Here is a 20,897-nt window from a genome sequence, read left to right as displayed (position 1 = left end):
CAGCGACGGGACAGGACCACGCGGGATCTGGCCAGAGCCGCTGCGGCGGCAGCGCCCGCGACGGTTGTCGCACCCAGCACCGCGAAGGCAGCTTCGGGATTTGATGTCACGGATAGGGGGTCCTCGGAGAGTCAGAGCCAGGCCCCCGCCGGCATCGGGCGATTCAGCGGAAGCTCACGCCCGACAGGCAGACCTGGCGATGTGGGTAAGGAAGAGGCGCGCACGTCTGCAGGCCACCGGGTGGGACGGCCTGCTTCCCGGAACCCCGGGCTCCCAGGAGCCCGTCCAGCGACTGGTTCGCGCCGAGATACAGAACACGGACACGCCAGACAGACTGGGGGCCAAGGGAAGCAGGGCATTTCGCTCCGGTCGACAACGAGCAGATGATCCGGCATGTTACTCATAAGATGATCAGCGTGGGACATCTTCACGCTGCTCCCACAAAGCAGGCCCCAAAGGCCACTTGGCCGTCGAGTGCGGATCGGTGCGGCCACGCTCGGCCTCCCCGCCGACGCGGGGGTGTTCCGGTCATCCCGGTTGCTCCGGCACCGGGCGCGGCACGAGGTCCAGGCCGCGTCGGTGGGCAGGGTTTCCCGGGTAGCCGGTGTAGATGTGCTCGGTCGCCAGGCGGCCCAGACACTCCTCGTCCGCCACGAGGCCGACCCACGAGCAAGATCAAGGTCTATGGCTGGAGGTCGCGCTCGTACCAGGTGCCTGACTTGCCGCCGAGATCGGCCGGGGTGGCAGGGCCGACCGGAACGAACCCGGCCTTGGTCAAGACCTTCTGGGACGCGGCGTTGTCGTGGGAGGTGGCCGCCCGCAGTGTGCGCAGGCCGTGCCGCGCGGTCGCAATCCGGCACAGCTCCCGGACGGTCGCGGTCGCCACGCCGCGGCCGGCCACCTGCTCCGCGACCCGGTAGCCGAGTTTGGCGGTGCCGTCCTCCAAGTCGTACAGGTTGAACCTGCCGAGTACCGAGCCGTCCTCGGCGACGAGCACGTAGAAGGCGCAGCTGCCGGCCTCCTGCTCGGCCAGCAAGGCGTTGTGCCGGTCGGTGAACCGGTCGAAGAAGGCGTCGCCGCGGTCGGAGATCGAGGCAGCGAAGTAGGCGCGGTTCGCCAGCTCGAAGGCCAGGACCGCCGGGGCGTGGCCGGCATGCAGCCGCTTCAGCTCGGGCATTGCCCGACTCTACCCAGATCGCGTGCTGAGGCCACCCGAGTTTCCGCCGGCGGCAGTCAGCCCCCAGGACCAGGGCACATAACAATCCAGGAAGCCGGGGCGCCAGGCGTGCCCACTGCTCGTCGGTCAGCAGGCGCCCGCTCGTGGTCACCGAGGCTTGTAGGCGGTGGCCAGCACGGACACCGTGACCCGGTCGGGCAGGAGGCCGTCCTCGTCCAACTCCGTGCGGCTCAATTGACATCCTCCCCTCCCTGAAGGGAGGGGATTCCTGGCTCAGGCGGCCTCCGGGAGCAGCGCCCCCAGAGGTCTTACGCCCTCAACACCAGCCGGGATGAGACCAGCCCGGACCAGCATCACGCGGGCGGAGTTCTTGTCCCTGGGGGACACGACTCCGCACGCGGTGCAGGTGTAGGTACGTTCCGAAAGAGGAAGTGCGTGCTTGGTTCTCGCTCCGCACGATGCGCAATCCATAGTGGTATGCGCGGGGTGTACGAGGCGGACGTCCCGCCCGTGCTTGCGGCCCATCTCGATCAGGGCCATCTTGGTGGCGCCAATGGTGGCGTCGGCCGCCTTGCGGGCCATGGTGGTCTTGGCGAGGAACTTCGGCCGGAAGTCCTCGACGGCGATGGCGTCGTGGTCGCGGACGACGCGCTTGGCCCACTTGCGGGCGGTGTCCTGCCGCTGCCGTGCAACCTTCTTGGAGACCTGCGCGGCCTGCCGCTGCGCCTTCCTGTAGCCCTTGGACGCGGCCTGCCCCTTGGCGGGCCGGCGGCGGTCCATCATCCGCTGATACCGGGCGAGACGCTGCGCGGCCCGCTTGCCGTGTTCGGCGTGCGGGAGGTCGTGCGCGTCCGATGTGGTGGTGGCGGTCTCCTTGACGCCCCAGTCGATGCCGAGAACAGCGCCGGCTTCGGGTATCGGTTGCACCTCGGTGGCGACGACGAACGACGCGTACCAGTGGCCGAGGCTGTCCCGGTACACCCGCACCGACGACGGAGCGGACGGCAGTTCACGCGACCACACCACTGTCACGGCGACGCCGCCCGCAAGATGCAGGCGGCCGTCCTTCAGCCGGAACCCTCGGGTGGTGTAGTTCAGCGTCGGCTCGGCATCGCGCTTCCGCTTATGCCGGGGCACGCCTGCGCGCTGCCTCACCGGCAGACGGTGCTCAATGTCCTTCAGCGCTTTGGAGCGGGACTTGGTGAAATCCCGGATCATCTGCTGCTGCGGGACGCTCGCGCCGTCCCGCAGCCACGGCAGCTTGCTGCGGGCTTCGGTCAGCATCTTGTCAAGTTGCGCCGGACCGCACGTCAGCTTGCCCTCGGGGTGCACCCGATTGTGTGCGTGCACCTGCCGGGACTTGGCGACGCATTCGTTCCACATCCATCGGCACCGGTCCCACTCGGCAATGAGCACGGTGCGGGCGGTTGACGACACGCGAAGCCGGTAGGTGTACCGGGCGCGCCCGGCACCCTCGACTCTCTGCGGCATCGCCATGGCATCATTTTAGCATGACTGATGAGAAGAGAATCTCCCTCCGACTCCCAACCGACCTGCACGCACGGCTGGTTGAACAGGCCCGTTCAGACCGGCGGTCCCTCAACTCTGAGATCGTCCACCTGCTTGAGGTCGCCCTCACCAATGCGGGTGGAGATGACGAATCGCCCTGACGGCGATTCCTCTTTCCGTGCCCTGCTCCGCAGGGGTTCGATTCCTCCCCGGCCTGAAGGCCGGGGCATCCTCGAAGGAGATCAGGTGACGTGCGCTCGGCGTCATCCCCACCAGGTCCAGGGCCTCCAGCCCGACCAGGGCCATGGAGTACTCCACGCGTTCGGTGACGACGGCCTCGAAGTAGGGGTCCAGTGCCTGGTGCAGGCGCTGTTCCTTCAGCGGGTCGATGCTGACCATCGCAGGCACCCGGCCGCGCAGCTCAGCCAGGTGTCGCACAGTGGGACGGGCCACGATCAGCCGGCCGGCCGGGCGGAGTACTCGGCAGAACTCGGCGGGATTGCGCGGTGCGAACACGTCCAACACCACGTCGGCCACCTGGTCGGCCAGCGGGAAGGGCCGGAAGACGTCCCAGGTCGCCGCGGCGGCTCGTTCATGGGCTCGGGCTGCCGAGCGCAGCGCGCGCACCGACGTGTCCAGGCCCAGACCTCGGGCGCCGGGCACCTGGTCGAGAACGCCGGCCAGGTAGTAGCCCGTGCCGCACCCGACGTCCACGACGGTACCCCGCTGAGGGGCTGAGTCGGCCGCCAGGTGTGCCACGGCCCGGCGGATGGGGGCATACCTGCCGGTGGCCAGGAAGCGGTCCCGAGCCCGGACCATGGCCGCGTCGTCGCCGCTGGTGGCGCGGGCGCCCGTCAGCAGGCCGGCGTAGCCGTGGCGGGCGATGTCGAAGGTATGGCCCGCCGGGCAGCGCAGTGCGCCGCGATCGGGGTGCAGGTGGCGCGTGCGACACGTCGGGCAGCGCAGCAGGTCGAGGGACAGTCCGAGGGCAGGGGGAAGCGAGACGGGCACGAGGCACTCCTGGCAAGGCTGAAGGGAAGAGACCGTGCCTGTCACGCACACACGAAGGGTCACTGCCTCAGGAAGGAACAGGCAGTACCAGCAAGGTGGTTCGCGTGGCAGGCACACCGAGGAGAGCGATGCCGTCCGACATCGCCCTCAACGCCTTCCGATCAAAGGAAGCAGCAGTGCGGGGTGCTCATGAATGCCACGCCATGAGTTTACGAGCCTCGACGAACCCCTTCATGCCCGCCGAAGTTGGGAGACACGGCCTAGCCGAGGATGACCTGTTCTCCGCCGATCCACGACTCGGTCACGCCGACCTTGGGCAGCCGTTCGACGGGCACCGTGACGGGGTCCGCGTCGAGGAACACGAGGTCGGCCTTGGCGCCGGGGCGGATGACGCCGATGTCCTGGCGGCCCAGCATCTGCGCCGGGGTGACGGTGACGCCGCGCAGTGCGTTGGCGCGGCCGGCCTGCTGCGCCTCGTCGCCCGAGACGGCACCGCCGAGGGTCTCACGGGTGACTGCGGCCCACACCGCCTCGAGCGGGTTGGGCATGGTCACCGGCGCATCGGAGGAGATGACGACCGGGACACCGGCCCGCTCGAACTCGCCGTACGGGTAGAACCGGCCGCCGAACTCGCCGAACTCGTCCATCAGCGAGTCGCCGTAGAGGCTCACCTGCATCGGCTGCGGCACAGGCACGACGTGCAGGTTGGCCATCCGGCCGATCTGCTCGCCGGTCGGGAAGCCGCAGTGCTCGATGCGGTGCACCAGGCCGGTGCGCGGTCGTTCGGCGCGGGCGGCGGCGACGGCGTCGAGGACCACGCCGATCGGCAGCGGGCCCTGGGCGTGGGTGGCTGTGCTCAGGCCGAGGCGGTGGGCCGTGGTGATGAGGGCGGCGAGTTCCTCGGGCTCGTGGTAGAGGTAGCCGTTGGGCGAGGGCTTTCCGCAGCAGGCGTGCCCGTTGAGGTACGCCGTACGCGCGATGACCGAGCCGTCGGCGTAGAGCTTGACGCCCCACAGCCGGAGCTGGTCGTCGCCCAGCCGCGAGCTCATGCCGAGCCCGGTGAGGTGCTCGAGGTTGCTCGACAGCGCCAGCATCTCGGTGCGCATCCGCAGCCGGCCCTCGTCCCGTGCCCGCAGATAGCTGTCCATCTCCAGCTGCGTGACCTGGGCGTCGCACATCGTGGTGATGCCGGCCTCGAGGAGCGAGCGCTGGCCAAGGTCGAAGAGGTGGTCGATCTCGGCGTGGGTCATCGGGAGGTGGAAGTTGGGTCCGTGGTTGCGCACCTTGACGCCCTCGGCACCGGTCAGCAGGTCACACGCCGAGTCGAAAAGAACACCCGTGGGCTCGCCGTCGGCGTCGCGGTCGATGCGGCCACCGATCGGCGTCGGGGTCGCGGCGGTGATGTTCGCCTGGCGCAGGGCGAGCGTGTTGACCACGTAGCCGTGCCCGCTGGCGTGCTGGATCTGGACCACGCGGTCACGCGTCACCCGGTCGAGGTCGGCCGCCGACGGGTGCCGGCCCTCAACCAGCTTGGACTGGTCGTATCCGTAGCCGCGAACGGCCTCACCGGGACGCGCGGCGGCACGGTCGCCGAGGAGGCGCACGACGTCGCCGATGCTGCGGGCGCCGGAGAGGTCCACCCAGTCGATCGCCGACCCGTGCAGGATGGTGTGGGCGTGCGCGTCGACGAAACCCGGCATCAGCGTGCGACCGTCGAGGTCGACGACCTCGGGCGTCCCATACGCCGAGCGGCGCATCTCGGTGAGGCTGCCGACCGCCTGCACCACGCCGTCGTGGATCAGCACCGCCTCGGGCATGTGACCGTCGTCGGTCATGGTGCGGACGGGGCCGCCGGTCAGGATGGTCGAGCTCATCGGGTGGAAACCTCCGGAGTGCTGACCGCGACGCGCGCGGTCCGGGTCATCAACAGGTAGCAGGCACCGCTGACCACGATGCCGACCAGCCAGGACAGGTCGCCGCCGTCGAGCTTGTGCGCGACGGGCCCGGCCCAGAAGCCGAGGTTGGCGAAGGGGAGCTCGACCACGAAGCCGAGCAGAAAGCTGATTGCGCCGGCGACGTTGACGCGGCCGTACGTGCCGTTCGGGTCGAAGATCGCCTTCACGTCGTAATGGCCACCGCGGACGAAGTAGAAGTCGGCGAGGTTGATCGCCGACCACGGGATCAGCAGGATCAGCACAACACCCAGGGCGTCGGTGAACGCGCTGGTGAAGCTCTTCGAATAGGCGATGGTCGCGACCAGGCAGATGAGCGCGAAGGGCACGAGGGACCACAGTCGGGTGCGGAGGCTCGCCTCGACCGGCGCGACGGTTCGGCGCAGCGAGGTGACGATGCTGATCGCGGTGTTGCCGCCGGCGTACATCGACAGCGAGCCCTGCAACACCTGGATGCCCATCACCACGATCACCAGCAGCGCGGTGAAGGCCTTGCTGAAGGAGTCGCTCACCTGGACCACGGAGCCCAGGGTGTCGGCACCGAAGCCGGTCACGGTGGTCAGGTAGGCGCCGAGCACGAACAACCAGATGCCCGAGATCACGATGCCGGCGTAGGTCCACCAGGCGGTTGCACGGGTCGAGGTCGACTTCGGCAGGTAGCGGGAGTAGTCGGCGATGTACGGCGCGTAGCCCGCGGCGTAGACGAAGGTCACCGCGATCCCGGTGAGGAACAGGCCGGTCTGGAAGCCGCCGGTGTGCAGGTTGTGCGTGGTCGGGTGGTGGATGCCCGAGTGGCTGAGCACCAGGATCGTCAGGATCCCGAAGACGACCACCGAGGCGACGCTGAGGTACTTCGCCAGTCGATGGCTGAGGTCGTAGCCGAAGAGGGCCACCACGAAGGTGATCGCGGTGACGACCACGGCGACGAGGTAGGCGTTCCAGCCCCACACCGCGTGGGCCAGCAGACCGCAGATCGCCGGTGCGGCGGCGAAGAAGACCAGGTAGTTGATCTCCGCGATGATCATCGGGACGATCCCGCCGACGTACCCGAACTGGGCACGGCTCTGGATCATCTGCGGGATGCCGAGCTGAGGGCCCTGGGCCGAGTGGAAGGCCGCGAGGAACCCGCCGAGCGCGAAGCCGATGGCGATGGCCGCGACCGACCAGGCGAACGACATGCCGCCGCCGACCAGGATCGAAGCGGTGACCACACTGACGATGACGCTGTTCGCGCCGAACCACAGCGTGAACAGGTGCCACGGCTTGCCGCGGCGCTCGGTCAACGGGATGAAGTCGATGGTGTGGGTCTCGATCCCACCTGATCGGCTGCGCTCTTCTGTCCTCACCGGATCTCCTGCGATTCGTGCCGGAGGCCCCGGCCGTTGGTCCGAATGGCTCGTCACGTGCGAGCCGCTCAAACGATATGGGTCGTAGTGTTCATCGTCAACGCCCCTTTCGTTCGCTGGAAGGTCTCACAGCATCCGATTCGCTACCCTGAGCCCGGTGAACCTGACCGAAACCGACCTCGAACTCGTCGAGGCCCTGCGCGAGGACGGCCGCGCCTCCTTCGAGTCGCTCGCCGGGCGGGTCGGCCTGTCCCGCAAGGCCGTCCGATCGCGCGTGCTGCGGCTCTTCGAAGACGGCGTGTTGCGCGTGGTGGCCACCGTCCGGCCCGAATTCGACGGCATCCACGCCAACGCGCACCTCTCTGTCAGTGTGACCGGGGCGCGTCGCGACGATGTCGCTCGCATGCTCGCCGACCAGGACGAGACGGTGTTCGTTTCCATCGTCTCAGGACGCGCCGGCGTCGTCGCGGAGATCAGGACCACCGATCTGCACCGGCTTGGGAATGTCGTCGACCGCCTCCGCGGCGTCGAGGGCGTCACTCGCATGGAGACGCTCGTCTACACCGATGTGGTCATGGAGCCGCATTTGCCTCCTCCGAGGGCCGCCGTCGGCACGGATCCGGATGTCGACCACCTCGACCGGACGTTGGTCGATCTCCTCCGCGCCGACGGTCGCACCAGTTACGCCGACCTCGCGGCGCACGTCGGTCTGTCAGCGGCGGCCACTCGGGCACGCGTCCGCAACCTGCTCGACCTGGGCGTCATCCGGATCGTCACTCTGGTGAACCCGACCAAGCTCGGCCGCTCCTTCATGACCGGCTTCGCCCTCGACCTCGGGGAGAAGGCGCAGGACGTTCTCCACCGGATCGAGGAGATCGGCGCCGTCGACTTCCTGGCCCTGACGCTCGGCACCGCGGACGCCGTGGGCACCATCGTGACCACCACGGTCGAGGACACCATCGCGGTGCTCGACCGGATCGGGACGATGGACGGCGTCGTCGGCTTGCGCTCGTGGACGCACCTGCGGCTGGTTCAAGAGCGCTACGGCATCGTCGGCGGCTAAGTGGTCGGCTCCAGAAGTCCTTCGGGGGTTGATGACGTACTCGTCATCGCCCATCGCGGTCGTTGGGTTCGGGGAACAGCGCGTTGAGTTCCGGGAAGGCCATGCCTTCGGCGAGAGAGTCGTAGTCGCCGGCGTCGAAGAGTTCCCGCGCGGTGCGGCGGGCGGCAGCGTAGGCGACCTGTGCCACGCCCGAGCCGAGACTGACGCGAGCCACGCCGAGGGCGCCGAGTTCGGCAACGGTCGGGGCGCCGGGGCCGGCCATGACGTTCAGCGGTACGGAGATGTCCCTGGCCAGCGCCGCAATGGTGGCGGTGTCGGTGATGCCGGGGACGAAAATGCCGTCCGCGCCCGCATCGACGTACATGTGTGCCCGGGCCAGGGTTTCCTTCAGTCGGGTGTCCGCGTCGCCGAGCCCGAACAGGAAGGTGTCGATACGGGCGTTGAGGAACAGGTCGGCGCCTGCCCGGTCGGCGGTCTGCCGAGCCGCGGTCAGCCGCATCGCGAGTTCTGTCGGAGGCCGGTTGCCGTCCTCGATGTTGACGCCGACGGCGCCGGCAGCGAGCACCCCGGTCACGGTCTCGGCAACGCCGGCGGCATCCGGCCCGTACCCGCCCTCGATGTCCGCGGTAACCGGAACCGCGACGGCAGCGACGATTCGGCCGACCAGTTCCAGCGCCCGCTCGCGGGTAAGAAGGTCGCCGTCAGGGGAACCCAGCGACCAGGCGACACCGGCACTGGTGGTGGCGATCGCCGGGGCGCCCGCGGCCTCGATGACGCGGGCGCTCGCAACATCCCAGGCGTTGGCGAGAGCCAAGGGCGCAGATGCGGTGTGCAGGGAGCGGAAGACGTGGGCGTTGTCCGGCCGTGTGATGGTCATGGACGCAGTCAAACATCGGCTGCCGCCCACCTTCTGGCGAGAAACCGACACAGACGTCGACGCCGAAACCGACGCAGGTAGTTGCGGGGATTGCGCTCGTAGCGGGGGCTCAATGCACGGGTCCGCCGGCGCCCTGTGTTCACGCAGTCCCGGCCGGACCGGGGCAGCAGCAGACCGCACCGCGCTTCCTCGCGCTCAACCGCCTCGAGCCAGTCGTCGCCGGTGAGGGCACCGTCCGGCTCGGGCCACGCGTCGGACGAATAGACCGTCTGACACCTCAACACCACGGGCTTCTCGTCGACCGCGCAGGCATCCACTCCAGGGCCGGATTTCTTGTCGGCGCCGTCGAAGCGGTAGTGGAAGTGGACCCGGTCGCCTTCGGAGGGCACCAGCGGGTGGGGCTCCAGGCGCCAGTCAACGATGCGGGCCGTGACGCCGAGAGGCTGCCCAGACGTGTCCACGACCCGCACCCTCACACCGGCCTCACCGCGCTCCGCCGTCGTGTCGGTGCAGCCCCAGGGGAAGAGCAGCCGGACAGGGCAAGGATCACCACAGCCAACGGGGCACCGGCAAGTACCCGTGCGGCGAACACTGAGATGACCTCCGGTCGGGGTGGGGCGGAGCAGTGTATCCCAGGGCCTGGCGGCTGCGAGTGATGGTGACGAGCGTCTGCGGCGGCGCAGCCGAAGCACAGAGGAGCCCTGACCTCACACCGACGCGGACGCCACCGATGGGTCGTCGAACAGACCATGTCCTGGCGCGGTGTGTGCGCTGCCCGGTCATCACCGTATCCACCGCCGCTCCTTCCTTCAGGTGAGCCACTCGCTCCGCTACCGCGCTGCCCAGCGCACTCGTCCGGGTGAAGGAGGGCCGCCCGCCGCGGTTGCCGGTCCGGCACTCCCCAGGGGTGGAGGTGGCTCGCCGCACGGCCAGGGAACATCCGGGGCCGGGCCGGGGCTCGGGCGGCCCGCACCGCGGCCGAACCGGACGCCGCGATCACGTCGCTACGATCACCGTCGCCGAGGCCGATGCATCGATGCCTGCCGTCATGCACTGACCTGACCTGCTGTTATGCCGCCATGCAAGGGGTGCGGAGGCCCGGTTGTTCCGCATGACGACAGGGAGAGGCAGGTACATGGCGCAGGCGCGGGGTGGCCAGGACCGGGAACGGAGCCCGGGGGTGCAGTTGGCGCGGCTGCTGCGCCGCTGGTGGGAGGAGGCCGTGAGCTCGCCCGGCGGGACTCGGCCGACGCAGCAGGCGCTGGCCGCGAGGCTTGGGGTCGGCCAGACGACGCTGTCGCGCTATCTGAATCCGAGGCACCTGTCGACCGCTCCTCCGAGGGTGGTGGAGGCTCTGCACGCCCAGTTGCGTGCCCCGGCGGCGGAGCTCGAACAGGCACGGGTGCTGTGCCGGGCCGCGCGGGCAGAGAACGGCCGTCAACGGGCCGCCGAAGCCGGAGGGGAGCACACCGCGTCGACGGATGCCGCGGCCGCATCCGACGAAATCCCCACACCCGATGCCGTCTCCAGGAGGGAGGGAGCCGATCCCACCCCCGGCACGGCCGCCGCGCGTGGTGCGGATGGCCGTGCCGCATCCGGCCGGCCCCGCCTCCACTGGCTCCGGCCGGTCCTGGTCGCGGCGGCCATGGCTTTGGCGTTCACCGCCGGAGCGGTCGTCCACGAACGGTTCTCCACCCAGGACCGCAGGGCCGTGGCCGAGGGTGCGGCCGGTGCCGTTTCCGAGAGCCGGACGTCGTACGAGTGGCCGTTGCTGCGCATGGGCGAGGAGGACCAGTTCACCCGTGCCCGCGCCCTGCAGTACCTGCTGAACGCGCACGGCTACAAGGTGCGGGCCGACGGCTTCTTCAGGGAGGACACCCGGGACGCCGTCATGGACTTCCAGCTCGGGAAAGACCTGGAGGCCGACGGCAAGGTGGGCAGGAAAACCTGGCCGGAGCTGGTGAAGGAGGTCGGACCCGGATCCGGGACCTTCGAGGTACGGGCCGTACAGGAACTTCTGAACAACGTGGGCCAGGGCAGCACGGCGGTGTCGGGGAGGTTCACCGCGGTGACCGCCGAGGACCTGAGGTTCTTCCAGCGCACTCATGGCCTGTCCATGACCGGCCGGGTGGACATGGACACCTGGCTGGCCCTGCTGGTGGAACAGCTCCCTCCCGTCCAAGGCACCGGACTACCAGAGGGCCACCAGCCCTCGGGCCTCCGCTTCTGTGTGACGGCGGCACCCGCCCCGGGCACGCATCAGGCCATAGTCCCAGGTCAGAGGCCTGCCATGCAGGGTGCATCAATGCGCATCGGCAAGCAGCCGGGATCGTCTTCTCCCACCAGGCCGGCCCCGGCATGCTGGGTCCGCGGCCGGCACCCTCGACGGTTCGCCCCTTCGGGCGGCGAGAGGTCCAGGGGTCCCGGTCGCCTTCCTGTCAGCACACCGCCCGAGGGGCCATCATGTCCGCTGTCCGCAAGACCATCACGTCGATTCTGTCGGCCGCCGTCCTCACCGGTGGGCTGGCCGTCGGCGCCGCCGGCCCGGCGAGCGCCGCCACCTGCCCGTCCTCCGCGTCCCCGGTGATCGACGGGGCGTCGGCCAGCTGGAACCTTCGCTGCTCGGGCAGCGACGTGACCGTGTCCGGCTGGGTCCAGGACACCCGCATGGACGGCAAGTGCGCCGTGATCCGAATCAACGCCGGCAACGGTGCATACAAGACGAAGTCCGCGTGCGGTTCCGGGGTCCGGGAGCAGTTCTCCTTCACCTTCGCCGGGACGAAGTCGGCACAGGTACGCCTGGCCATCGCCTGACCGCGCTCCGGGGGCGGGCCGCGCCGCCCGCCCCCAGGCATCCCGAACACCACGCACGCCAGACATGTGCGGCCGGGGAACGCCCGCGCCGTGCGGGAAGAACGAGGAGAACACATGAGCAACGACGGACGTCACCTGCGCGGTGCCGTGATCGCCGGGGCCGTGGCGACGACGCTGGCGCTGGCACCGGCCGCCGCCGCACAGGGGCCCGCCGAGGCGCCGTCGGCGGCCGCGGCGACCACCCTGGTCTTCGACAAGAACCAGGACGACCCCACCGACTCGCGGCTCTCCGTCTACCAGGGCAAGAAGCTCTGGGCCAGCTACCGGGCCGGATCAGGCATCGGTGTCAAGGACGACTGCGCGCGCGCCAAGGGCTGGATGCCGAACGGCAACTGGAGGATCAAGCTCAAGTCCCGCACCTACAACGGCAAGTTCATCAAGGGCTACGCCATCTACCTCCAGGACATGAAGTGCTCCAAGGGCACCCTGACGCGTACGGAGATGTTCATCCACTCCGAGATGAACCGCGACGGCAGCCAGGGCAGCAGCGAGCCGCGCCGGTGGGACGGCGTCGGCGACTACAAGTCCAACGGCTGCGTGAAGCTGAACCCGACCGACATCAAGAAGATGTTCCGGCTCCTCGACCGCATCGGCTGGCCGACCCACCTGCGCGTGGTGTCCTGACGCGGTGACGGAGAAGAGGGCGAGCCACTCCCCCGCGGCCGCGACCAGGTGTCGAGGACGGCCGCCCCGGCGTCGCCTGCTCACTCCTCGCGCTGTCAGTGGAGCACGGTTCTCGAGGATGTTCCAGACGCACGTGATGACTTGCCACACCTGCTCTGCCGGCGGCGACTTTCGCCGCGATCCGCTCCTGGGTGGCGCGTGACAGATCAGCGAAGCAGCCCACGGCCCTGGCCGCGATGATGTCTTCTTCGTCTGTGCGGCGCACGCGTGAGACCCCACGCGTGCGCCCCGTACGGGGTAACGGCACACCGCCTCCACGGCATCAGCCCCCTCCTGAACCCGCCGTCTTTGTCCACCGACCCGCAGCGAAGGTCGCCGCATCGCCTCAGCACTGGTGGTGCGGCGCTCGAATTCGCGGGCAGGCGCCGGGTGCGCATCAGGTGGGCGACGAGCCGCTCGACGATCCATCGTTCGGGCATCACCGCAAAGCCTTTCTGGTCGTCGCTGCGCATACTGACTTCGGCTCGTCAGGGTGATGCGGGTAAGCCGGCGGGCTGACCGCCGCGCTGGGAGACAGTGCGGATGCAGGCGGCCGAGGTGTTCGAGGGACGCACCGGCTCGGCTTCAGTCCGTGGTGCTCCTGGCCACGACCGGGGGCGCGGCCCGTGTGCCGGGGGGGGGCGTGAACCCGTGAGGGTCATGCGCGCCGCGCAACCCCTGTGCTCTCGCGTCCGATCAGCCGGGGCACCGGCACCCTGACCGTGCGTGCCGGGCCGCCGTCGAGCAGTGCGGTCAGCTCCCGTGCCGCCGTACGGCCGAACTCCATGCTGTCCCGGGACAGCGCCGACAGCCAGGGCTTGACCATCCGGCACAGGGCCGAGTCCTCCCAGGCCACCACCGACACGTCCGCCGGTACGGAGAAGCCGAGTTCGGTGGCGGCGGCGACGCCCGCGAGGGCCATCACGTCATTGTCGTAGATCAGGGCCGTCGGGGGAGCCGCGCAGCCGAGGACCCGGCGGGTGACGGCGGCGCCCTCCGCGTCCGAGTAGTCGGTGGTGATCGACTCCACCCCGGTCAGCCCGCGCCGCTGCGCCTCTGCGCGCAGGGTCCGGATCCGGCGTTCGGTGTGGGCCAGACCGGCCAGACCGGCAATGTGTACGATCCGCCGGTGGCCGAGCGTGTACAGCTCGTCCACCACCGAGGCCATCGCGCCCGCGTCGTCCGCCCACACCGTGGACAGCCCGGGGTGCCGCTCGTCCGGCGCGCCCCCGATCACCACCGCAGGCAGGCCGAGTTCGTCGAGCACCTCCGGGCGCGGATCGTCGGTGCGCGGGTCCACCACCAGCACGCCGTCCACCCGGTGCTCGGCCCACCATCTGCGGTAGACCATGCACTCATCGGCAACATCCTCCACCACCTGGAACAGCAGCCCCAGGTGACGCTCCGCCAGCACGTCCTGGATGCCGGAGACGAGCTGCAGGAAGAAGGAGTCGACGCCGAGGGTGTCCGCGGGCCGGGCCAGCACGAAGCCAACCGTGGCCGCGCCCTCGCCCGACAGCGCGCGGGCCGCCGTACTGGGCCGCCAACCCAGCTGCTCGGCGACCCGGCGCACCCGCTCGCGGGTCACCTCGGAGACACCGGGCCGGCCGTTGAGGGCGAAGGAGACGGCACTCTCGGAGACGCCGGCGCGGCGCGCGATGTCCTTCATTGTCGGCCGGCGTGCCGGGGACCTCTTGGCCGGCATGTTCCCCTCGTTTCTCGGAGTGATCGCTAAAGCGCTTGAGTGAAAGTAGCCTAAAGCGCATTAGCACTTGCTGGCAACCTTCCCCTCATGACCGGTCTGACCTGCACTAATGCGACGTCGACGGCTTTAGCGCGCCCGAATCCATTGACTTTTCCCGAACTCGGCGTGCATGGTCCTTGCCGAAACCGGAGTCGCCGACGCCGCAAGGGAGCCGTATCACCGTGCCCATATCCCGCAGAACACTCGCCGCCGCTGCTGTCACCGCCCTCGTCCTGCCGCTGAGCGCCTGCGGCTCCGGCGATGGCGGCGGCTCGACGGACGCCTCCGGCAAGGTCGAGGGCGACATCACCTTCCAGACCTGGAACCTGCGCGCCAACTTCAAGGACTACTTCAACGGCGTGATCGCCGGCTTCGAGAAGAAGTACCCGGGCACCCACGTCAAGTGGGTCGACCAGCCGGCCGAGGGCTACCCCGACAAGCTCAGCGCCGACGCCGCCGCGGGCACCCTGCCGGACGTGGTCAACGTCTCCCCGGACCTGCTCGCGCCGCTCGCCAAGGCGGGCCTCGCGCTCGACCTGGACAGGGCCGCCGCGAAGTACAAGCAGGAGTACCTGCCCGGTGCCTGGGCCGGCGACCAGATCCCGGGCATGACCGGCACCTACGCCTTCCCCTGGTACCTGAACACCGGCCCGCTGTTCTACAACAAGGCCCTGTTCGAGAAGGCCGGGCTGGACCCCGACACCCCGCCGAAGACGTACGACGACCTCTTCACCCAAGCCCAGCAGATCGCGGACAAGTCCGGCGGCAAGGTCGCCACCCTCGCCAACATCCCCACCATCGAGGACTTCGGCCGCTACGGCGCCTCCCTCATGAACCAGGACGGCACGGGCTTCACCTTCAACGACGCCAAGGGTGTCGAACTCCTCACCAAGTACAAGAAGTTGTACGACGCCAAGGGGCTCGACCCGCAGGCGCTGACCGCAACCCCCGAGTCGGCCGGGAACAAGTTCCTCACCCAGGCCGTCGCCATGAACCCCGGCAGCGCCCTGGACCTGGAGAACTTCAAGAAGCAGGCGCCGAGCCTGTACAAGAACATCGGCATCACCGACCAGATCACCAACACGGGCCACGTCAACATGTACGTGATGGGCGCGATGGTGAACTCCAGGACCAAGCACACGCCCGCGGCCGTCGCCTTCGCGCACTACGTCACCGACGCCGAGCACCAGATGTCCTTCGCCAAGGAGGTCGCGATCTTCCCGTCCACCGCCGGTTCCCTCGACGACCCGTACTTCACCAAGGAGGACGGCACCGACGAGACCCGGGTGCGTATCGCCGCCGCCAAGTCGCTGAAGAACGCGGTCAACTACACGCCCGTGCTGTTCAGCGACCAGATGAAGACCGCGCTGCGCAACGAGGTCGCCAAGGCGTTGCAGGGCAAGCAGAGCCCTGAGGCAGCGCTTGACAACGCTGTCAAGGAATGTGACCAACTCCTGAAGCAGGGATAGCGCACCATGGCCACCCCGACCGTCTCCCGGACGCGCCCGTCGCCTCCGGCCGGGCGCCGCGAGCGCCACCCGGCGATCCGGACACGACGTCAACTGCCCGTCAGCCCCTGGCTGTTCGCCGCCCCGGGACTGCTGGTCACCGCTGTCTTCGTCCTGTACCCGTTCGTCTCCACGGTGATCAACGCCTTCACCGACCGCCGCACCCTCATGCCGGGCCGATTCGTCGGACTCGCCAACTTCCGCGAGCTGTTGCACGACGACATGTTCTGGATCGGTCTGCGCAACAGCGCGCTGTATGTGCTCGGCGTCGTCCCGGCGCTGGTGATCCTGCCGCTGCTGCTCGCCATGCTGGTACGCAAGACCATCCCCGGCATCACCTTCTTCCGGTCGGCCTTCTACACCCCGGTCGTCGCGTCGGTCGTGGTGGTCGGGCTGATCTGGGTGTGGCTGCTGGACGAGCGCGGTCTGGTGAACTCGCTCCTGGAAGCAGTCGGGGCGGGCAAGGTCGGCTTCCTCAGCGACCAGTGGCTGCTCCTGCTGAGCGCCATGGCCGTCACGATCTGGAGGGGCCTCGGCTATTACATGATCATTTACATGGCGGCGCTCGCCAACGTCCCGCGTGAGCTGCATGAGGCCGCCGCCGTCGACGGCGCGGGCCCGGTGCGCCGCTTCTTCACCGTGACCGTGCCGGCCCTCCGCTCCACCATGGTCCTGGTCGCCGCGCTCGCAGCGGTCTCCTCCTTCAAGGTGTTCTCCGAGGTGTACCTGATGGCGGGCCCGGCCGGCGGACCGGCCGGCGAGGACACCACCCTGGTGATGCTCGTGCAGCGCACCGGCACCGGCCTGACCGGCCGTGTCGGCTACGCCTCCGCCATCTCCCTGGTCGTCTTCGTCGTCACCGTCCTGCTGATGCTGCTCGTCCTGCGGGCCGACCGGAAGGAGGACGCGTGAGCCTCACCGACAAGGCACCCAGGACCGGCACGGCACCGGCACCCGCCCGCACCTCCCGCTTCGCCGACGAGAACGGTCGCCGCATCCGGGCCTGGGAACTGATCCTGCGCTACACGCTGCTGCTCATCGTCCTGGCCCTGACCGTCGGCCCGTTCCTGTGGCAGTTGTCCACCTCGCTCAAGGGCCCGACCGAGGACATCTTCAGCTCCCCGCCGAGGTTCCTGCCCGAGCATCCCACCCTGCACAACTACAAGCGGGTGGCCGACACCATCCCGGTGTGGGAGTACGTTCTCAACTCCCTCAAGGTCGCCGCCGCCAACGTCGTCACCAACTGCGTCGGCTCCGCCCTCGCCGGCTACGCCCTGGCCCGGCTGCGCTACCGGGGCCGCCGGGCCGCCACCCTGGTCTTCGTCCTGGCCATGCTGGTGCCCGCCGAGGCCATCGTCATCGCCCAGTTCACGACCATGCGCGACCTCGGCCTGAACAACACGCTCACCGGCGTCGTCCTGCCGGGCGCCGTCGCCTCCCTGAACGTCCTGCTGATGCGCAACGCCTTCCGCGGCCTGCCCTTCGAGGTGGAGGAGGCCGCCTACGCCGACGGCGCCAACGTCTGGCAGCGGTTCGTGCGGATCGCGTTGCCCTCGGTCAAGGGCACCCTCGCGGTCGTGGCGATCTTCGCCTTCATGTTCGCCTGGGACGACTTCCTCTGGCCGCTGATCGTGCTCAGCGACCCGTCCAAGTACACCCTGACCATCGGCCTCAACTATCTCCACGGCACCTTCGCCAACGACGAACGCCTCGTCGCCGCCGGCACCGTCATCGCCGTGGCACCGCTGATCGCCCTCTTCGCCTGCCTCCAGCGCTACTTCTTCCGCGGGGTCGGCGAAGGCGCCGTCAAGGGCTGAACCGACGACCGATCCCAGGGCTGATCCCCGTACTCCCACCTCGCAAGGACCCCGTATGCCTTCCGCCGTGCGCTTCGGCGTCAACTACACCCCGAGCCAGGGATGGTTCCACCACTGGCTCGACTTCGACCTCGACGCCGTACGCGCCGACCTGGACTCCATCGCCTCGCTGGGCCTGGACCACATCCGGGTCTTCCCGCTGTGGCCGTACTTCCAGCCGGACCGCGCCCTGATCCGCCCCCGCGCCGTCGAGCAGCTGCTCCAGCTCGTCGACGCCGCCGCCGAGCGCGGGCTCGACGTCAACGTGGACGGCCTGCAAGGGCACCTGTCCAGCTTCGACTTCCTGCCCGCCTGGACCCGTACCTGGCACCGGCGCAACCTGTTCACCGACCCCGAGGTGCTCGACGGCCAGGCCGCCTACCTGCGCACCCTTGCCGCAGCCCTCGCCGACCGCCCCAACTTCCTCGGCATGACCCTCGGCAACGAGGTCAACCAGTTCTCCGCAGGCCCCCATCCCGACCCCGACCGGGCCACCGCCGACCAGGTCGACGCCTGGCTGGAGCGCATGCTCACCGCCTGCGAGAAAGGTGCCCCCGGCAAGCTGCACCTGCACGCCGAGTACGACGCCACCTGGTACCAGGACGACATGCCCTTCACCCCTGCCCAGGCCGCCCGGCACGGCGCCCTCACCGCCGTCCACTCCTGGGTCTTCAACGGCACCGCCCAGCGTCACGGGCGTACCTCCGTCCCCACCGAGCACCACGCCGCGTACCTCGTCGAGCTCAGCAAGGCCTGGGCCGACGACCCGCACCGCCCCGTCTGGCTCCAGGAGGTCGGTGCCCCCGCCCCCCTCATCCCCGCCGAGCACGCCGCCGCCTTCACCGAGGCCACCGTCGCGAACGTCCTGGACTGCCCGGACCTGTGGGGCATCACCTGGTGGTGCTCCCACGACGTCTCCCGCGACCTCGCCGACTTCCCCGAACTCGAGTACACCCTCGGCCTGCTGACCAACGACCGGCAGCCCAAGGACCTCGCCCGTTCCCTCTCGCGCGCGGCCCGCGACCACGCCTACGCCCCGGCCCCGCGCACCACCGCGCTCGTCGTCCCCGCCGACCCGGCCGCCCGCTCCCGCTGCGCACCCGGAGGCGACGTCTTCGAGGCCTTCTTCCGGCTGACCGCCGACAGTGCCCGTCCCACCACCGTCCTCGACACCCGGGCGGCCGACCGGGACCACCTGACCGCCCGCGCCATCACGGAAGTCGTCACGTCCGACCAGGTACTTCACACCCCCCGAGGAGGCACCCGTTCGTGAACCCCACCAGACGCACCGTCCTGCTCGCCGGCGCCGCTGCCGCGTTCCTGCCCGCGCTGCCGGCCACGAGCGCCGAGGCCGCCCCGAGGGCGACGGCCGCGCTCCAGCCGTACGCCTCCTACTGGTACCCCGACTCCCTGCCCTCCGGCAGCCCGGGCCCCGGCATCACCTGGCGCAGTCTGAAGAGCTGGCGCGCCGCCACCGACGCAGACCTCGCCTTCAACGCCGCCTCCGTCCCGCTGGCGTCCCGCTTCACCCCGAACGCGGCGAACACCACCGCCCGTGCGGGGCAGGCCCGCGTCCAGTCCCTGGTCTCCTTCGGGCCCACCTCCTCCAACCCCTCCCAGGGCTCGGCCACCGCCGACTACTACGCCCTCACCCACTGGGCGTACGTCGACGAGCTGGTGTTCTGGGGCGGCTCGTCCGGTGAGGGCCTGGTCCTCGCCCCGAACGCCCCGGTCGTGGACGCGGCCCACCGGCACGGAGTCCCCGTCCTCGGCAACGTCTTCCTGCCTCCCGCCGCCTACGGCGGTCAGCTCCAGTGGACCCGCGACCTCGTGCAGAGGGACGCCTCCGGGCACTACCCGCTCGCCGCCCAACTGGTCGCCGTCGCGGCCGCGTACGGCTTCGACGGCTGGTTCGTCAACGCCGAGACGGGCGGCGGCGACAGCGCCCTCGGCGCCGCCATGCTCGGTTTCGTCGAGGAGCTGAAGCGTCTGGCCTCGGCCAAGGGGCAGCGGGTGACCTGGTACGACGCGATGACCGTGAACGGCTCGGTGAGCTGGCAGGGGGCGCTGAACGGCCAGAACCAGGCCCTCTTCCAGGCCGTGGACGACATGTTCGTCGACTTCCGCTGGAGCGCGGACTCGCTCGCCTCGTCCGGACAGAACGCCGTACAACTGGGTCGCAGTCGCTACGAGTTGTGGGCCGGTGTCGACGTGGAGTCGCGCGGCTGGGACACCTCCGTGAACTGGGACGCGATGGTGCCGTCCGACCGCGCGCACGTCACCTCGATCGGCCTCTACCGGCCCGAGTGGACCCGCAACCACCTGCCCGCGGGCCACACCCCCGAGGACTTCCACGCCGCCGACGACCGGTTCTGGACCGGCCGCTCCCTCGACCCGTCCCGTCCCGACCCCGCCGACAGCTGGCGGGCGCCGGCCGTGTCCGTCGCCGACCGGTCGACCGTCACCGCGCTGCCGTTCGCAAGCGTCTTCAACACCGGGCACGGTCTGCGCTGGTACGAGGACGGCGAGGTCGCCTCCGACACGCCGTGGAACCACCTCGGCCTCCAGGACCGGTTGCCGTCCCGGCGCTGGGCGGTGCGGACGGACAGCGGCCCGCCGTCTCCTTCGACTTCGCGGACGCCTGGCGCGGCGGCAGCAGCGTGCTCGTGGACGGCGCGCTCGACCGGGCCGCCGTGCTGGACCTGTACGCGACCCGGCTCCCGATCGGTCAGGACACGGTCGTCGAGCTGACCCACCGCACGGACGCGGGGGCCGTCCGGGTCGAGCTCGCCTTGGCGACCGCCGAGCCGGACGCCGCCGGGGCCGCACCGCCGTACACGTACCTGCCCGTGCCGGCCGGCACGGGGGACGGCTGGCGGACGTCGGCCGTCGGGCTCACCGGCCTGTCCGGGACCGTGCACGCGATCGGTGTCCGGCTCACCGCCGCCGACGGCGGCCCGGTGCGCTGGCGGCTCGGCGGCCTCGCCGTCCACGACCGTGCCGCCATCCCGGCCGCCCCGTCCGGGCCGCGGATCACCGCCGCCTCGGGCGGCGACCTGCGCCTGGCCTGGAACCACCCGGCACCCGGCACGGTGCGCCACTACGCCCTGCACCGTGTGCTGCCCGACGGCACCCGCCGCTTCCTGGGCGGCACCTGCCAGCGGGCCTACTTCGTCGGCGGCCTGACTCCCGCACCGGGAGAGCGCGCCGTACGGTTCGAAGTACGCGCGGTGGGGGAGCTGTACACCTCGTCGGCCCCCGCGACCGTCACCCACCCCTGGTAACCACCCGCTGACGTACGACCTACGGAGCGTCCC

Annotated in this window: 17 protein-coding genes and 1 pseudogene; 10 read left to right on the top strand and 8 right to left on the bottom strand. The window is 69.9% G+C overall.

Translation table 11 applies throughout. The annotated features are described in order from the left end of the window. Nucleotides 1-682: 682 nt before the first annotated feature. Nucleotides 683-1,177 (bottom strand): GNAT family N-acetyltransferase, encoded by a 495-nt coding sequence (locus tag ACTYVM_RS25180; protein ID WP_445528148.1) that lies wholly within the window; start codon nt 1,175-1,177, stop codon nt 683-685. 273 nt (nt 1,178-1,450) lie between these two features. Next, entirely contained in the window at nt 1,451-2,674 is a 1,224-nt protein-coding gene (locus ACTYVM_RS25175; protein WP_445528147.1) for an RNA-guided endonuclease InsQ/TnpB family protein, read from the bottom strand. Nucleotides 2,675-2,688: 14 nt separating this feature from the next. Between ACTYVM_RS25175 and ACTYVM_RS25170 the strand changes: the two genes are divergently transcribed. Further along, a complete protein-coding gene (locus tag ACTYVM_RS25170) occupies nt 2,689-2,847 on the top strand; it encodes an Arc family DNA-binding protein (protein ID WP_376408197.1) in 159 nt (52 codons plus the stop codon). On the opposite strand, the gene ACTYVM_RS25165 is transcribed toward ACTYVM_RS25170, so the two are convergent. The 3 genes from ACTYVM_RS25165 to ACTYVM_RS25155 all read right to left on the bottom strand — a co-directional run bounded on the left by ACTYVM_RS25165 (nt 2,813) and on the right by ACTYVM_RS25155 (nt 6,995). Beyond that, nucleotides 2,813-3,697 carry a putative RNA methyltransferase gene (locus tag ACTYVM_RS25165; RefSeq protein ID WP_445528146.1) on the bottom strand — a complete coding sequence of 295 codons (885 nt, stop codon included), beginning with the start codon at nt 3,695-3,697 and terminating at the stop codon, nt 2,813-2,815. The two genes, ACTYVM_RS25170 and ACTYVM_RS25165, sit on opposite strands and share 35 nt — an antisense overlap. Nucleotides 3,698-3,957: 260 nt before the next feature. Further along, nucleotides 3,958-5,571, bottom strand: coding sequence for an amidohydrolase (locus ACTYVM_RS25160; protein ID WP_445528145.1), 1,614 nt, complete (start codon nt 5,569-5,571; stop codon nt 3,958-3,960). Next, the gene (locus tag ACTYVM_RS25155) at nt 5,568-6,995 is read right to left on the bottom strand and encodes a purine-cytosine permease family protein (RefSeq protein WP_445528144.1); all 1,428 of its coding nucleotides are present in this window, start codon (nt 6,993-6,995) and stop codon (nt 5,568-5,570) included. The genes ACTYVM_RS25160 and ACTYVM_RS25155 overlap by 4 nt, the downstream gene beginning before the upstream one ends. Before the next feature lie 157 nt (nt 6,996-7,152). Here ACTYVM_RS25155 and ACTYVM_RS25150 point away from each other — a divergent pair, with 157 nt between their 5' ends. After that, nucleotides 7,153-8,058, top strand: a complete 906-nt coding sequence (locus ACTYVM_RS25150) for an Lrp/AsnC family transcriptional regulator (RefSeq protein WP_445528143.1) — start codon at nt 7,153-7,155, stop codon at nt 8,056-8,058. A gap of 43 nt (nt 8,059-8,101) precedes the next feature. Here the strand turns inward: ACTYVM_RS25150 and ACTYVM_RS25145 are convergent, their stop codons facing one another. Continuing rightward, nucleotides 8,102-8,935, bottom strand: coding sequence for an isocitrate lyase/PEP mutase family protein (locus ACTYVM_RS25145; protein WP_445528142.1), 834 nt, complete (start codon nt 8,933-8,935; stop codon nt 8,102-8,104). Nucleotides 8,936-8,943: 8 nt separating this feature from the next. Beyond that, the gene (locus tag ACTYVM_RS25140) at nt 8,944-9,396 is read right to left on the bottom strand and encodes a hypothetical protein (RefSeq protein ID WP_445528141.1); all 453 of its coding nucleotides are present in this window, start codon (nt 9,394-9,396) and stop codon (nt 8,944-8,946) included. Between the two features lie 674 nt (nt 9,397-10,070). On the opposite strand from ACTYVM_RS25140, the gene ACTYVM_RS25135 reads away from it, so the two are divergent. From ACTYVM_RS25135 to ACTYVM_RS25125, 3 genes are all read left to right on the top strand, one after another. Further along, nucleotides 10,071-11,522 (top strand): peptidoglycan-binding protein, encoded by a 1,452-nt coding sequence (locus tag ACTYVM_RS25135; RefSeq protein WP_445528140.1) that lies wholly within the window; start codon nt 10,071-10,073, stop codon nt 11,520-11,522. Nucleotides 11,523-11,575: 53 nt separating this feature from the next. Next, nucleotides 11,576-11,749 carry a hypothetical protein gene (locus ACTYVM_RS25130; RefSeq protein WP_445528139.1) on the top strand — a complete coding sequence of 58 codons (174 nt, stop codon included), beginning with the start codon at nt 11,576-11,578 and terminating at the stop codon, nt 11,747-11,749. Nucleotides 11,750-11,863: 114 nt separating this feature from the next. Next, nucleotides 11,864-12,433, top strand: a complete 570-nt coding sequence (locus ACTYVM_RS25125; RefSeq protein WP_445528138.1) for a L,D-transpeptidase family protein — start codon at nt 11,864-11,866, stop codon at nt 12,431-12,433. Nucleotides 12,434-13,130: 697 nt separating this feature from the next. Here ACTYVM_RS25125 and ACTYVM_RS25120 read toward each other — a convergent pair. Then, nucleotides 13,131-14,177, bottom strand: a complete 1,047-nt coding sequence (locus ACTYVM_RS25120) for a LacI family DNA-binding transcriptional regulator (protein WP_445528137.1) — start codon at nt 14,175-14,177, stop codon at nt 13,131-13,133. 221 nt (nt 14,178-14,398) lie between these two features. Between ACTYVM_RS25120 and ACTYVM_RS25115 the strand changes: the two genes are divergently transcribed. The 5 genes and pseudogenes from ACTYVM_RS25115 to ACTYVM_RS25095 all read left to right on the top strand — a co-directional run bounded on the left by ACTYVM_RS25115 (nt 14,399) and on the right by ACTYVM_RS25095 (nt 20,864). Continuing rightward, on the top strand, nt 14,399-15,685 hold the full coding sequence (locus tag ACTYVM_RS25115; RefSeq protein WP_445528136.1) for an ABC transporter substrate-binding protein: 1,287 nt from the start codon (nt 14,399-14,401) through the stop codon (nt 15,683-15,685). A gap of 6 nt (nt 15,686-15,691) precedes the next feature. After that, nucleotides 15,692-16,636, top strand: a complete 945-nt coding sequence (locus ACTYVM_RS25110; RefSeq protein ID WP_445528135.1) for a carbohydrate ABC transporter permease — start codon at nt 15,692-15,694, stop codon at nt 16,634-16,636. Then, on the top strand, nt 16,633-17,541 hold the full coding sequence (locus tag ACTYVM_RS25105; protein ID WP_445528134.1) for a carbohydrate ABC transporter permease: 909 nt from the start codon (nt 16,633-16,635) through the stop codon (nt 17,539-17,541). The genes ACTYVM_RS25110 and ACTYVM_RS25105 overlap by 4 nt, the downstream gene beginning before the upstream one ends. A gap of 55 nt (nt 17,542-17,596) precedes the next feature. Next, the gene (locus ACTYVM_RS25100) at nt 17,597-18,853 is read left to right on the top strand and encodes a glycoside hydrolase 5 family protein (RefSeq protein ID WP_445528133.1); all 1,257 of its coding nucleotides are present in this window, start codon (nt 17,597-17,599) and stop codon (nt 18,851-18,853) included. Then, nucleotides 18,850-20,864, top strand: a pseudogene (locus ACTYVM_RS25095) (endo-beta-N-acetylglucosaminidase). The gene ACTYVM_RS25100 and the pseudogene ACTYVM_RS25095 overlap by 4 nt, the downstream one beginning before the upstream one ends. Nucleotides 20,865-20,897 lie beyond the last annotated feature (33 nt).

It is taken from the genome of Streptomyces cyslabdanicus, from assembly GCF_052663305.1.
Note: the sequence above shows the minus strand (reverse complement) of the source record. Positions and strands in the feature narration are given on the sequence as shown.